Annotated in this window: 9 protein-coding genes and 1 tRNA gene; 4 read left to right on the top strand and 6 right to left on the bottom strand. The window is 68.7% G+C overall.

Translation table 11 applies throughout. The features are described from left to right. Positions 1-5 precede the first annotated feature (5 nt). Entirely contained in the window at positions 6-191 is a 186-nt protein-coding gene (locus KO481_RS42255) for a hypothetical protein (RefSeq protein WP_215924344.1), read from the bottom strand. 95 nt (positions 192-286) lie between these two features. Between KO481_RS42255 and rsmA the strand changes: the two genes are divergently transcribed. Continuing rightward, the gene (gene rsmA / locus KO481_RS42250) at positions 287-1,168 is read left to right on the top strand and encodes a 16S rRNA (adenine(1518)-N(6)/adenine(1519)-N(6))-dimethyltransferase RsmA (RefSeq protein ID WP_215924342.1); all 882 of its coding nucleotides are present in this window, start codon (positions 287-289) and stop codon (positions 1,166-1,168) included. Between the two features lie 213 nt (positions 1,169-1,381). Here the strand turns inward: rsmA and KO481_RS42245 are convergent, their stop codons facing one another. Both KO481_RS42245 and KO481_RS42240 read right to left on the bottom strand, forming a co-directional pair. Then, positions 1,382-3,613, bottom strand: a complete 2,232-nt coding sequence (locus KO481_RS42245; protein ID WP_215924340.1) for a heavy metal translocating P-type ATPase — start codon at positions 3,611-3,613, stop codon at positions 1,382-1,384. 66 nt (positions 3,614-3,679) lie between these two features. Continuing rightward, positions 3,680-3,883 (bottom strand): heavy-metal-associated domain-containing protein, encoded by a 204-nt coding sequence (locus tag KO481_RS42240; protein ID WP_215924338.1) that lies wholly within the window; start codon positions 3,881-3,883, stop codon positions 3,680-3,682. A gap of 171 nt (positions 3,884-4,054) precedes the next feature. Between KO481_RS42240 and KO481_RS42235 the strand changes: the two genes are divergently transcribed. Together KO481_RS42235 and KO481_RS42230 are read left to right on the top strand one after the other, a co-directional pair. Then, complete coding sequence (locus KO481_RS42235; protein WP_215924336.1) at positions 4,055-4,975, top strand: 4-(cytidine 5'-diphospho)-2-C-methyl-D-erythritol kinase; 921 nt, start codon at positions 4,055-4,057, stop codon at positions 4,973-4,975. Between the two features lie 523 nt (positions 4,976-5,498). Next, positions 5,499-5,575: transfer RNA gene (locus KO481_RS42230), tRNA-Met, on the top strand. A gap of 64 nt (positions 5,576-5,639) precedes the next feature. Here the strand turns inward: KO481_RS42230 and KO481_RS42225 are convergent. The 3 genes from KO481_RS42225 to KO481_RS42215 all read right to left on the bottom strand — a co-directional run bounded on the left by KO481_RS42225 (position 5,640) and on the right by KO481_RS42215 (position 8,331). Continuing rightward, a complete protein-coding gene (locus KO481_RS42225; RefSeq protein ID WP_215924334.1) occupies positions 5,640-6,341 on the bottom strand; it encodes a DUF8020 domain-containing protein in 702 nt (233 codons plus the stop codon). A gap of 18 nt (positions 6,342-6,359) precedes the next feature. Continuing rightward, positions 6,360-7,724, bottom strand: a complete 1,365-nt coding sequence (locus KO481_RS42220; RefSeq protein ID WP_215924332.1) for a serine hydrolase domain-containing protein — start codon at positions 7,722-7,724, stop codon at positions 6,360-6,362. A 118-nt stretch (positions 7,725-7,842) separates the two neighbouring features. Then, entirely contained in the window at positions 7,843-8,331 is a 489-nt protein-coding gene (locus KO481_RS42215; RefSeq protein WP_215924330.1) for a GbsR/MarR family transcriptional regulator, read from the bottom strand. Positions 8,332-8,626: 295 nt separating this feature from the next. Between KO481_RS42215 and KO481_RS42210 the strand changes: the two genes are divergently transcribed. Further along, on the top strand, positions 8,627-13,823 hold a 5,197-nt coding region (locus KO481_RS42210; protein ID WP_215924328.1), incomplete at its 3' end, for a non-ribosomal peptide synthetase.

The following is a 13,823-nucleotide window of genomic DNA, read 5'->3' as shown; positions in this document are numbered from 1 at the left end:
GTACATCATTTGCCCGTCGGCATCTTTCGGATGAGTTCGTCGTCGTCGAGATCGGCTGCCAACGTCAGAGCGCGATCGAGGTTCACTGTCGGCACGCCCACGCTGAAAGTCGGCGTCCGGAACTCGGCGTTGGCGGCTTGGCGGGTCGCTATCGAGCGCCGAACTGCGTCGTTGACCGCCTCTTTGAACATGTAAGCATCATGGCATCATTACCTCGGCATCATGATGCGCCGGAGCTAGGTGATGCTTGGACCGTCCGGTCGGCGGGCTTGATAGGTTTGCTGGCATGTCCGAACCTATCGTCGTCGCCCGTGGTCAGGCCGAACTGCTCGGTCCGGCCGAGGTACGGGTGCTGGCGGAGCGGTTCGGGGTGCGGCCCACCAAGCAGTTGGGGCAGAACTTCGTCCACGATGCGAATACCGTGCGGCGGATCGTCGCCGCGGCGGGCGTGGGGCGCGAGGATGTGGTGCTCGAGGTCGGTCCGGGGCTGGGGTCGCTGACGCTGGCGCTGCTGGACGTGGTGGACCGCGTGGTCGCGGTGGAGCTCGATCCGGTACTGGCGCAGCATCTCCCGGAGACGGTGGCCGATCGGGCCGCCGGGCTCGCCGATCGGCTCTCGGTCGTGCCGGGCGATGCGCTGCGGGTGCACGCGGGCGATCTGCCCGCCGTGCCGACCGCGCTGGTCGCGAATCTGCCCTACAACGTCGCGGTGCCGGTGCTGCTGCATCTGATGGCCGAACTGCCCAGCATCGCAACGGCTCTGGTGATGGTGCAGGCCGAGGTGGCGGACCGGCTCTCGGCCGAGCCGGGTTCGCGGATCTACGGGGTGCCGAGTGTGAAGGCAGGCTTCTTCGGGTCGGTCCGACGATCGGGATCCGTTGGGCGGCAGGTGTTCTGGCCGGTTCCGCAGGTGGAATCCGGACTGGTCCGCATCGATCGCTTCACCGAGCCCCCGTGGCCGATGGACGAGGCGCACCGCAGGCGGGTGTTCGCGGTCGTCGACGCGGCATTTGCTCAGCGCCGCAAGACATTACGTGCCGCACTCGGGAGCTGGGCCGGTTCGCCCGCCGAGGCGGAAAAGCTGCTGGTTGCCGCCGGAATCGATCCGACGGCCCGCGGCGAAACCCTCGACACCGCCGCCTTCGTCCGCCTCGCCGCGCAGCGCTGATCCGTCGTCGGTCGCATTCCGGATCTGTCCGCGCACGGGACGAGGCTGCTCGATGGAGAGCGGGCCGCCACGGCGATTGGTCGCTGTCTGGTTCAGACCACGTCGCCGCCACCGTGTGTGTTGGGGCCTGGGCGCGCTGTCGGACGGCAGATATAGATCCGCACCCGTCCCAAGTCTCTGGAACGGGTGCGGAGCTGGTGGCGAGCGGTCGGCTCAGCCGTGGAAGCGGCGCAGGCGCAGGCTGTTGCTGACCACGAAGACGCTGGACAGGGCCATGGCCGCGCCGGCGAGCATCGGGTTCAGCAGGCCCGCCGCCGCCAGGGGAATCGCGGCGACGTTGTAGCCGAAGGCCCAGAACAGATTGCCCTTGATGGTGCGCAGGGTGGCCCGCGAGAGGCGGATGGCGCTGCCAACGGTGCGCAGGTCGCCGCGGACCAGGGTGATGTCGCCCGCCTCGATCGCGACGTCGGTGCCGGTGCCCATGGCCAGGCCCAGGTCGGCCTGGGCCAGTGCGGCCGCGTCGTTGACGCCGTCGCCGACCATCGCGACGACCTTGCCCTCGTCCTGCAGGCGCTTGACTACGTCGAGCTTGTCGCTGGGCAGCACCTCGGCGATCACCTCGTCGATGCCGACCCGGTCGGCGACCGTCCGCGCGGCGGCGGCGTTGTCGCCGGTGAGCAGTACCGGGGTCAGGCCCAGGGCCCGCATCTCGGCGATGGCGTCGGCGCTGGTGGACTTGATCGCGTCGGCGATCACCAGCACGCCGCGGGCACTGCCGTCCCAGGCGACGACGATCGCGGTCCGCCCGGCCGCCTCGGCCTCGGACTTGGCCCGCGCCAACGCATCCGGCACGGCGATCGACCAGTCGTCGAGCAGTTCGGCGCGGCCGATCACGACCGCCCGCTCGCCGACCAGGCCCTGCACGCCCTTGCCGCCGTGACTCACGAACTGCTGCACCGGATCCGGTGTCAGCCCGCGGTGCGCCGCGCCCGCGACGACCGCGCGCGCCACCGGATGCTCCGAGCCGTGTTCGACCGCGGCGGCCACCGCGAGCAGTTCCTCCGGATCGGTTCCGGCGCCGGGGATCACGTCCGCGAGGGTCATCGTCCCGGTGGTCACGGTGCCGGTCTTGTCCAGGACGACGGTGTCGATCCGGCGGGTCGACTCGAGCACCTGCGGGCCCTTGATCAGGATGCCGAGCTGGGCGCCGCGGCCCGTGCCGACCAGCAGTGCGGTCGGCGTGGCCAGGCCCAGCGCGCACGGGCAGGCGATGATCAGCACCGCCACCGCGGCGCCGAACGCGGCGGCCACCGCCGCCCCCGACACCAGCCAGGCGATCAGGGTGAGCGCCGCGACCGCCAGCACGATCGGCACGAAGATCCCGGCGACCCGGTCGGCCAGGCGCTGCACGGGTGCCTTGCCGTTCTGCGCCTGCTCGACGAGGGCGGCCATCTGTGCCAGCTGGGTGTCGGCGCCGACCCGGGTGGCGCGCACGGTCAGCACGCCGCCGGCGTTCACGGTGGCGCCGACCACCGGATCGCCGGGCGAGACCTCCACAGGAATCGACTCGCCGGTCAGCATGCTCATGTCGATGGCCGAATTACCCTCGGTCACAGTGCCGTCCGTGGCGACCTTCTCGCCGGGACGGACGAGGAAGAGCTCGCCGGGACGCAGATCCCCGATGGGAACCCGGATTTCGGTGCCATCGCGCAGCACCGCGACATCCTTGGCGCCCATTTCCAGCAGCGCCCGCAGCGCGGATCCGGCCCGTTCCTTCGAACGCGCCTCGAAATACCTTCCGGCCAGGATGAATACGATGACACCCGCCGCGACCTCGAAGTAGATATTGGAGGCCGCACCGCCGCGCTCCACGGCGAAACTGAAGCCGTGCTTCATGCCTGGCATTCCGGCATCGCCGAAGAACAACGCGTACACCGACCAGCCGAAGGCGGCCAGGGTGCCCAGCGAGATCAGCGTATCCATGGTGGAGGCGCCGTGCCGGGCGTTGGTCCACGCGGCGCGGTGGAATCCGGAGCCGCCCCAGAACACCACCGGCGCGGCCAGCGTGAGCGAAAGCCATTGCCAGTTCCGGAATTGCAGCGCCGGAACCATCGCCATCGCGATGACGGGCACCGACAGCGCCAGCGTGATCAGCAGCTTGTTACGCAGTGCGGTGGCCGGCGAGGGCACCGAATCCGGCTGTGCCGCAGCCGGTGCCGTCTCGTGCACCTCGGCGGTGTAACCCGTGTCCACGACCCGGGCGATGAGCTGCGCGGGCGTCACCGAGTCCGGGAAGCTGACCTTCGCCTTCTCGGTGGCGTAGTTCACGGCCGCGGTGACGCCCTCGATCCGGTTGAGCTTCTTCTCGATCCGGGCCGCGCAGGAGGCGCACGTCATCCCGCCGATATCCAATTCGATCGATCGTTCGGCGACGGGTGTAGTCATCCGGGACTCCTCCTTCGGTGTGGCGGTACGGGCGCGACGGTCGCCGGTGCGGCGGCGCGGGTGAGGTCAGGCGAGCTGGTAGCCCGCCTCGTCGACGGCGGCGGCGATCGCCTCGTCGGATACGGGCGCCTGCGAGGTGACCTCGACCCTGCCGCTGGCGAGGTCGACCTCGACGCCGGTGACGCCCTCGATGCCGCCGATCTCCTTCTGCACCGAGGACACGCAGTGTCCGCAGGTCATCCCGGTGACGGTGTAGGTGCTGGTCGACATGATCGACTCCTTCGTGTGCCATACGGTGAGGGGGTATCCCCTCGAACGATGTTCAACATACCCCCCATGGGTACCTGGGGCAAGTGATCCGAGCCACTCGACCCGGGCCGGCGGCGCGTTGGCGGCCGCCGCGGCGGCGGATGTCCCCGCTGCCCATTACCCTTGGAGCCCGTGCTTTCTGTTGTCCCCAGCCCTGTGGTCGTGCGGGCGCCCTCGAAGGTGAACCTGCACCTCGGGGTGGGTGACCTGCGTGCGGACGGGTATCACGAGCTGACCACCGTCTTCCAGGCGCTGTCGCTGAGCGACGATATCGAGCTCACCCCCGCCTCGTCGTTGTCGGTGCGGGTCAGCGGGGAGGGCGCCGGCGAGGTGCCGACCGATCGGACCAATCTGGTGTGGCAGGCCGCGGTGCGGCTGGCGCACGTGGCCGGGCGGGCGCCGCTGGTGGAGATCGCGATCCGTAAGGGCATTCCGGTGGCGGGCGGCATGGCCGGTGGCAGTGCGGACGCGGCGGCGGCCCTGGTGGGGCTCAACGCGCTGTGGGAGGTCGGCCTCAGCCGCGACGAGCTCGCCGCGATCGCCGCCGAACTGGGCAGCGATGTGCCGTTCTCGCTCGCGGGCGGGACCGCGCTCGGGCGCGGGCGCGGGGAGAAACTGCTTCCGGTGTTGTCGCGCAGCACCTTTCACTGGGTGCTGGCGCTCGCGCGGGACGGGCTGTCCACCCCGGTGGTCTTCGGCGAACTCGACCGGCTCCGCGACCACGGTGATCCGCCGCGTCTGGGCGAACCGCAGGAACTGCTGCAGGCCCTGGCCTCCGGGGATCCGGCGCAGCTGGCCCCGCTGCTGGGCAACGACCTGCAGGCCCCGGCGCTGTCGCTGCGGCCGGATCTGCGCCGCACGCTGCGGGCGGGCACCACGGCCGGGGCGCTGGCCGGGCTGGTCTCGGGTTCCGGCCCCACGTGCGCATTCCTGTGCGAGAGCGAACAGGCCGCGATCGAGGTGGCGGCCGAACTCTCCGGTGCGGGTGTGTGCCGCAGCGTGCGCACGGCCAGCGGCCCGGTGCCGGGCGCGCGGATCCTCGACGAGTCCTGACCCGGCCGAGTTCAGACGGCCAGCGCGGCGGCGAACAGCGGCCAGGAGTTGTGCAGGTCGTCCTGCCAGTAGGCCAGGCGTGGGTGCCGCTGCGATAGACGACCGTTGCGGGGATGGCGAGGGTGTTGAGGCGGTTCGCCAGGGCCGCGCCTCGAGCGTGCCCACGCGCAGCTTCTCGGTGATCCGGAGCACATTCACCACCGGTCCGAAACCGCCTCGTACGGTGTGGCTCTCGCCGAGATCGCGCCGCACCGGAAAGGTGTGCCCGGTGCGGCGGCGCAATTCGATCAGTCGATCCGCGGTGGAGGCGGGCAGCGGGCGAATCCGTTGCGGAGGTGTACAACTCGGCCGTGCGCCGAAACACCCCGGCGGCGCCGAGGCCGTCCTGCACGATGTGGTGGCTGCGCTCCGCGGCAGACCTACGGCGTCGATGCCCCGGTTCCGGGGGAGCAAGCACGTGTCCGCAAGGCCTGACCTGGCGATTCGGTGTGGCGGAGGGGTTCATGTAAGGTAGTAATCACGACGCGGGATGGAGCAGCTCGGTAGCTCGCTGGGCTCATAACCCAGAGGTCGCAGGTTCAAATCCTGTTCCCGCTACCAAGTAGGCGACCCGGAACCAGTAGGTTCCGGGTCGCTTTCGTCTCACCAGATTCGAGTCTCGTTATTACCGGTTCGGGCGTGTGAAGGGCTGATTGATGGTCGTGAAGTACTGAACGGCCCCCGCGATAGCGATCGGAGCCGTTACCAGTAACTCACCCGCGACCGTACCCACCGCGCCGAGCGCGGCGATGCCACCGAGGCAGCCGGCGACGGCGATCGGCAGCACCGGTCCGAACAGGCCGACGATGGTGGCCGCGGCGACCGTCGCGCCCGCTATCGCACCCAGGGCGCAGCCAGCGGCTGCGCCGCCGATGGTGCCCAGCAGGGTACCGGCTACCGCACCGACACTGATCGTGCTGACCAAGCGATTCCAAGCGGCCGTCTCACGATCGTAGGGGCTCTTCCAGTTGGCGGAATCCTCGAAAGGTAGTGCGGCAGGCTGGTACACCGCACGGCTCGGTTCGAGCCGAGGTGTCAGCACCGCGGTGTGGCCGTCGATCCGCGCGTCGATTGGAAAGGTGAAATCGTCTACGCGGAAAGATAATTTGGTACCGGCGAGGGTTACACCGTTGGGGGCCTTGACCTCGAATACGCCATTGTCGACGGCCAGTGAACCGGTGTCGGTGGTGATGATCGCCGATGACTCGGTGGTGCGTGCTGTGTAGGCGACGCGGCCAGCTGCGGGCCCCGGATCGGCGGCCGCCGTCCCGGCGCTTGTCACGGTGAGTGCGAAGGCGGTGGTCAGGACAAACTTCTGGAGTTTCATCAGTTCCTCGATCGAGAATCAGGCGATTTTGGGGGTGGCCCGCATGCTGACGTAGACGCAGGGGGTGCCGTCGGCTGTGATGGCGAAGACCACGGGCGTGTAGTCCTCGCCGTCCGGGCCACCGGTGGCGGCGAACACGGTGTCCGACACGGGAGTCAGCGTCGTCTCGAAGGCCGGTGCGAGGCCTTTCATGCCATCGATGAATTCGTAGCGAATGCGCGCAGGGCCGTCGCTGTCGTCCACGGTGATCCGCACGCCCTCCCTCTGGTAGACGCCGACCAGGGCTTGCATATCGACCGCGGGCGGGTTCGCGGGCGGCGCGAATGGGGCGGGCATGCGTACTCCGGCCAGTTCCGTCAGTAGCCGGCCGACCAGTGTCGAGTACAGCCGGGTGAATTCGCCGCCGTTGATCAGCAGGGCGACGGCCACGCCCGCGGACGGGACGACGCGAAGATAGGAGTGCTGGGTGACCGCGCTGCCGTCGTGTCCATATCCCGTGATGCCGTCCCAGTCGTACAGCGCCCACCCCAACCCCCAGCCATCGGCGGACATCGTCCACTTGTCCGGGGTGTCGATCTGACGTCGTTGCATCGCTGTCACCGCCTCGGCCGACAGCAATCGGGTGCCGTCGGAAGCGATGCCGCCATCAATGTGCATGCGGGCCAAGCGCACCATGTCGGCGGCGGAGACGATGACCCTGCCATACGGCCCGGCCGATCGTGGCATGACGTCCCATGCCGACGCGGGCTCGGGGTTCGGACCGGTAGTGTGTCCCATTGCTACCCGGAAGCGAAGTGCCTGTTCCGGCAACGTCATCGAGCGCTGCAGACCCAGCGGCGTGAAGATCATGTCAGCCAGCGCCCGGTCCCATGTCGATCCGGTGACCACTTCGATGATGCGGCCGAGTACGACGTAGCCGAGGCTGCCGTAGGAATAGGCGGTGCCGGGTGGCAGGTCCAGCGGCACTGTCCGTGCAGCCGCGACATACTTGGCCAGACAGTCGTCGCCCCGGCCCGAGTCGTAGTTGAAGTCATTGGTGACTCCGCCGGTATGGCTCAGCAATTGACGGATGGTTATCCGCTGTGTGGCGTCCGCGTCGGGTGTCGCGAATTCGGGCAGAATTTGCACTACAGGCGCGTCCAAATCGAGCTTTCCGGCGTCGGCCAGCTGCATGATAAGGGTGGCGGTATACACCTTCGCGGTCGAGCCGGACAGGAACACCGAGTCCGTCGTGACAGCAACGCCGGTCGCGGAATTCAGTACGCCACTGGCTAATTCGTGGATCGTGCCGTCGGTCAGCACCGCCAGCGAGGCGCCGGGTATGTGGTACGTCGCGCACATTTCGTCGAGACGTTCTTGCCAAGCGGCAAGGTCGAAGGTCATCGGGGATCTCCTTTGTTCATCGGGGTGTTGGCGGTCAGGCAGTCGGAGCCCGGATTCGGGCATGGGGCATCGCGGGCACCGATCGGGTGTCCGTGAGCTGGTGCTTATTGGGGTCCCGTTACGTGGGGAGGGTTCCCGAGGCGCGGAGTTCGTCCCGGCGAACTTGCCATTCCGTGGCGATCGTGGGCATCCGCTCGGTGATGAATTCGGCGAAGGCAGCTGCCTCGGCCAGCCGGGCCCGGCGCGCGTCGGATGCCTCGTGCAGCAGGTCGAGTCCACGCTGGGCGATCGCACCGAGCGCACGATATTCCTCGCTCTTGTCGAGCAGGCGCAGCCAGATGGTGGGGTCGAGGTTGATCCGATCCACTCGTTCCCCGGCCGCGCGTGAACGCTGGATCCACGACCACTCTTCGAGCTGTGTGATCGCGGCGGCCACCGCGCTGCGGCTCACCCGCAGGGCCTCGCTCATTTCGGCGATGGTCTGCTGCGCCGGATCGCAGATCAGCAACCAGCCGATCACTCGTCCGGTCATCGGGGGCAGCCCGTTCTGGCGTGCGAAGTGCCGTCCGATCCCGTCGACGAAGGTGAGCTCATCATCAAGCGACATGCTCTCACTGTACATAAATTCCTGAGATAACAGAAATCTCTGTTATCTCAGGAATTTAGGATGTGTCGGCGGTTGGGTGAGCCTCCCAACCGCGGGGAAGGGGGTCCGTTCGACACCACCCAACACAACCATTTCCGCCGGTCGGGCCGCATCATGCGCACCTGGTATCGCCCTGTCGGCTGTACAAAATTAAACTTGCAGTTCGGTAACATCCGGACAGGTGTACGGATATACCGGACATTGGGTTGTTTAGATGGAAGGTCCGCCGCACGGTGGGGAAGGTGTCGTAGTGCCGATGACTACCGGGGGGCGCCGCCCTCCACGGACCTCCCGTCGCCGGAAGTCGGCGGTCGTCCAGTTCGGGCAGTTGCTGACGGCGGCGGTGGAATCCTCGGCGGATTCGGTGGCCATCTCGTTCGATCCCGCCGGTGACGGTTCCGCGACGCGCCGGCTGACCTACCGTGAGCTGGACGAGGCATCCTCGCGGCTCGCGCGCGAGCTGATCGCGCACGGGGTCGGCGCCGGCGACGTCGTGGCACTGGGCATCGCCCGCTCGATCGAATCCGTGCTCGCGGTCTGGGCGATCGCCAAGACCGGAGCGGCGTATGTGCCGGTCGATCCGTCCTATCCGGCGGAGCGTATCGCGCACATCGTGTCGGATTCCGGCGCGGTGCTGGGCGTCACGATGTCGGCGCATCGTGCGGTACTGGGCGACGGCGTGCCGTGGCTCGAGCTGGACGTCCCGGAGACGGCCGAAAGGATCGCGGGGCACGCGGGCCATCCGGTGTCCTATGCCGACCGGGTTCGTGCGATCCAGCAGGGACATCCCGCCTACGTTATCTACACCTCCGGCTCGACCGGACGGCCCAAGGGCGTCGTGGTCACCCATGCCGGGCTCGGTTCACTCGTGGTCGCCGAGCGGGAACATTATGGGGTGAGCGGCGATTCGCGGGTGCTGCACGTGTGCTCGCCGAATTTCGATGTGTCCGTGCTGGAGTTGATGCTGGCGTTCTCCTCGGGTGCGACGCTGGTGGTGTCGCCGCCGAAGGTGTTCGGCGGGTTCGAGCTGGCAGACCTGATTGCGCGCGAGCGGGTTACGCACATGCTGATCACGCCCGGCGCGCTGGAATCGGTCGATCCCACGGGCCTGGACGACCTCGAGGTCGTCATAGTCGCGGGCGATACCTTCGGACCCGAGCTGGTGCAGCGCTGGGCGCGGCCGGATCGCTTGTTCTACAACGGATACGGCCCGACCGAGGCGACGATTCTGGCCACCTCCACCGCCGCGATGATCGCGGGCGGACCGATCACGATCGGCACGCCGATCGCGGGAGTCGGCGCCTTCGTGCTGGATTCGCGGCTGCGGCCGGTGCCCGACGGGGTGATCGGCGAGTTGTATCTCGCGGGTCCCGCGCTGGCGCAGGGATATCTCGGGCGTCCGGGCCTGACCGCGGAGCGGTTCGTGGCCAGCCCCTTCGAGCCCGGCTTGCGCCTGTACCGGACCGGTGATCTGGTGCGCCGCAACGAATCCGACGGAACCATCGGCTACCTGGGCCGCTCGGACTTCCAGGTGAAGGTGCGCGGATTCCGGATCGAGCTGGGCGAGATCGACAACGCGCTCACCGCTCATCCCGATATCGACTACGCCGTCACGATCGGGCGCGCGCTGCCCGCGGGCACGACGGCGCTGCTGTCGTATGTGCTGCCGCGGGCCGGAGCTACCGTGGATACCCGCCGGGTTGCCGACTTCCTGGCAGAATCGCTACCCGCGCATATGATTCCGGCGTCGATCATGGCGCTGGACGAGATTCCGCTGACCCCCGTCGGCAAGCTGGACCGGGCGCGGTTGCCCGAACCGGTGTTCGCGTCCCGGGAGTTCCGTGCGCCCTCGACGCCGGTCGAGGAGATCGTCGCCGACGTGTTCGCCGGTCTCGTCGGTCCGGCCGGGATCTCGAGCCGCGTGGGCGCCGACGACGACTTCTTCGAACTGGGCGGCAACTCGCTGCTGGCGGCGCAGGCCGTGGCCAGAATCGGTGCGGCGCTGGGACTGCGGGTGCCGGTGCAGCTGCTGTTCGAGGTGTCTTCGGTGTCGGGATTCGCCGAGCATGTCGAGCGGCATTCGGGTTCGGCCGCGGGGCTGCGGTTGCGGGCGATGGAGCGGCCCGAGCGGGTGCCGTTGTCGTATGCGCAGCAGCGGATGTGGTTCCTGAACAGGTTCGATCCGGGTAGTGCGGTGAACAATATTCCGGTCGCGGTGCGGTTGTCGGGCCGGTTGGATGTGGATGCTTTGCGTGCGGCGGTGCGGGATGTGGTGGCGCGGCACGAGGTGTTGCGCACGGTGTATCCCGAGGTCGACGGCGAAGGCCAGCAGTTGGTGTTGCCGGTGTCGGATGTGCGTGCGGTGCCGGAGCTTTCGGTGGTCGACGCCGATGAGGCCGGGGTGCCGGAGTTGGTCGCGGGGGCGGTGACCGAGGGCTTCGATGTCACTGCGGCTCCGCCGGTCCGGTTGCGGCTGATACGGATCGGGCAGCTCTCGGATTCACGGGCCCTCCCCGTTGCGCCAGAGGGCACGTCATCAGGTGTGGACGATACGGCGGCATCGGGTACCGGATCCGGTGCGGAGATCGAAGTGTCGAGCGCGAGCACCGCCGTGCCGGAGGCTGACGCCGATGCCCTGCGCGGGTCCCTGAGCGCCGCGGACGGGGAGTTCGTCCTGGTTTGCGTCGTGCATCACATTACGGGGGACGGTTTTTCGATGGGCCCGCTGACCCGGGACCTGATGACCGCCTACCTGGAGCGGGTCCGGGGTGGGCAGCCGGAATGGGCGCCGCTGGAGGTGCAGTACGCGGATTACGCGCTCTGGCAGCGCGAGGTGCTGGGCACCGAGGACGATCCGGCGTCGCTGCTGGCGAGGCAGGTCGAATTCTGGCGCCGAGAGCTGGCGGACCTACCCGAACAGCTGGACCTGCCCACGGACCGTCCGCGCCCCGCGGCGTTGTCGCCCCTGGGCGCCGTCGTCGGTTTCGAGATCCCGGCGGACGTGCACGCCGGACTGAATAATGTTGCGCACGATCATAATTCGACTCTATTCATGGTGGTGCACGCGGCGCTGACGGTGCTGCTGGCGCGGTTGTCGGGGGCGCGAGACATCGCGGTGGGCACGCCGATCGCCGGGCGGGGTGAGGCGCAGCTCGACGAGCTGATCGGGATGTTCGTGAACACGCTGGTGCTGCGGACGCAGGTCGAGCCCGCGCTCGCCTTCGAGGAGTTGCTGGCCGCGGTGCGCCGGGCCGATGTCGAGGCGTTCGGGCATGCGGATGTTCCGTTCGAGCGGCTGGTGGAACTGCTCGATCCGGTGCGCTCGGCGGCGCGGCATCCGCTCTTCCAGGTCGCACTCACCTTCCAGAACATGGCGCAGCCGCGGTTCGAGCTGCCGGATCTGTCCGTGTCCGCGGTCGAATTCGATACCGCCCTGGCGAAATTCGATCTGCAGCTGACCCTGGCGGAACGGATCGACGAGCGCGGCACGGCGCAGGGCATGGCCGCGACGTTCACCTACGCGACGGACCTGTTCGACGCGGCCACCGTGCGCGACATCGCGGAACGATTCCAGCGGGTCCTGGCTGCAGTCGTCGCGGACCCCCGCGCGGTGGTCGGCGACATCGACGTGCTCGCGCCGGGTGAGCGAGAATCGGTGCTGCACGCGTGGAATTCGACGAGCGCGCGGGTCCCGTCGGTGACGCTACCCGAGCTGATTGCCGAGCAAGTGCGGCGGCGCCCGGACGCGGTGGCCATCCGGCACGGGGACGCTGCGCTCAGCTTCGGCGAGCTGCAGCGCCGGGCGAATCGGGTGGCGCGGGCGCTGATCGCCCGGGGCGCGGGGCCGGAAACGCTGGTGGCGGTGGCGATGCCGCGGACCCACGAGCTGCCGGTGGCGCTGCTGGGCGTGCTGACGGCGGGGGCCGGCTATCTGCCGATCGACACCTCGTATCCGGCCGCGCGGCTGGAGTTCATGCTCGCCGACGCGTCCCCGGCGTGCATCCTCACGACCGAGCAGGCGCGGGAAGAATTGCCGGACAGCGACATTCCGGTGCTGCTGCTGGAGGACTGCGACGAGTTCGACGACGCGGTGATCGGGGATCCGGATCGTATTTCTCCGCTGCGGCCCGGCAATCTGGCGTACGTCATCTACACCTCGGGCTCGACGGGCGTGCCCAAGGGAGTCGGGGTGACGCACGCCAATGTGGCCGAGCTCTTCGCCCGGTCCCAGCCCCTGTTCGATTTCGACGAGACCGACGTGTGGACGCTGTTCCACTCCTACGCGTTCGATTTCTCGGTGTGGGAGCTGTGGTGCGCGCTGGCCACCGGCGGCACCGTGGTGGTCGTGGACTACCTGACGTCGCGGTCGCCGGAGGAGTTCCGGGAGTTGCTGATTCGCGAGCAGGTCACCGTGCTGAACCAGACGCCCTCGGCGTTCTATCAGCTCGCCGAGGCCGACCGCACCGCGCACACGCGCGAGACGGGCGCGGAAACCGACTCCGGCGCGGGCAAACTCGCCCTGCGCTACGTCGTCTTCGGCGGTGAGGCACTGGATCTGCGGCAGCTGCGGCGCTGGTACGACCGGCACGCCTCGGATGCCCCCCAGTTGGTGAACATGTACGGCATCACCGAGACCACCGTGCACGTCTCTCATCTGGTGGTGGACGACCGGCTCGCGGACAACCCCGCCAGCGTGATCGGCCGTGCCCTGCCGGGCCTGGCGGCCTATGTTCTCGACGACCGCCTGCATCCGGTGGCGGTCGGCGTGGCCGGGGAGATGTACGTCGCGGGCGGGCAGGTGACGCGGGGCTACCTGGGGCGGCCTGGTCTGGCCGCGACCCGCTTCGTGGCGAATCCGTTCGGGGAGCCGGGATCTCGCATGTACCGCACCGGGGATCTCGGGCGCTGGGCCGGGCGCGACGGTGCGGCCGCGCTCGAGTACGCCGGGCGCGGCGATCAGCAGGTGCAGCTGCGCGGATTCCGGATCGAGCTCGGTGAGATCGAGGCGGCGCTGGGTTCCTGCGAGGGGGTGAGTCAGGCGGTCGTCGTGGTGCGTGCGGACGAGCACGCGGGCGATCGTCTGGTGGGTTATGTTGTGCCCGAGGATGACTCGGAGCTGGATCCGGCCGCGCTGCGTCGCCGGGTCGCCGGATTCCTCACCTCCTACATGATCCCGGACGCGATCGTCGTGCTCGAGACCTTGCCGCTCACCCCGAACGGGAAGCTCGACCGCCGGGCGCTGCCGGCCCCCGAATTCCTCGGGGCCACGGCGGTATTCCGTGCTCCTGGCACGCCGATCGAGCAGGCGGTCGCCGATGTGTTCGCAGGGCTGCTGGGTGCCGAGCGGGTGGGTCTGGACGACGATTTCTTTGCCCTGGGCGGTAATTCGCTGCTGGCCACGCGGGCGGTGGCCCGGGTCAACGAGGCCCTGGACGCGAATGTGGTGGTGCGGG

This window comes from Nocardia albiluteola (assembly GCF_018860155.1).
In the GTDB taxonomy this organism is placed as follows: Bacteria; Actinomycetota; Actinomycetes; order Mycobacteriales; family Mycobacteriaceae; genus Nocardia; species Nocardia albiluteola.
This window is presented reverse-complemented; position numbering and strand designations above follow the sequence as displayed.

Coding starts and splice junctions, on each gene's coding strand:
- KO481_RS42240 (WP_215924338.1), bottom strand. CDS start 3,883: ATGTCGACCAGCACCTACACCGTCACCGGGATGACCTGCGGACACTGC.
- KO481_RS42220 (WP_215924332.1), bottom strand. CDS start 7,724: ATGACCTTCGACCTTGCCGCTTGGCAAGAACGTCTCGACGAAATGTGC.
- KO481_RS42215 (WP_215924330.1), bottom strand. CDS start 8,331: ATGTCGCTTGATGATGAGCTCACCTTCGTCGACGGGATCGGACGGCAC.
- rsmA (WP_215924342.1), top strand. CDS start 287: ATGTCCGAACCTATCGTCGTCGCCCGTGGTCAGGCCGAACTGCTCGGT.
- KO481_RS42225 (WP_215924334.1), bottom strand. CDS start 6,341: ATGAAACTCCAGAAGTTTGTCCTGACCACCGCCTTCGCACTCACCGTG.
- KO481_RS42255 (WP_215924344.1), bottom strand. CDS start 191: ATGTTCAAAGAGGCGGTCAACGACGCAGTTCGGCGCTCGATAGCGACC.
- KO481_RS42245 (WP_215924340.1), bottom strand. CDS start 3,613: ATGACTACACCCGTCGCCGAACGATCGATCGAATTGGATATCGGCGGG.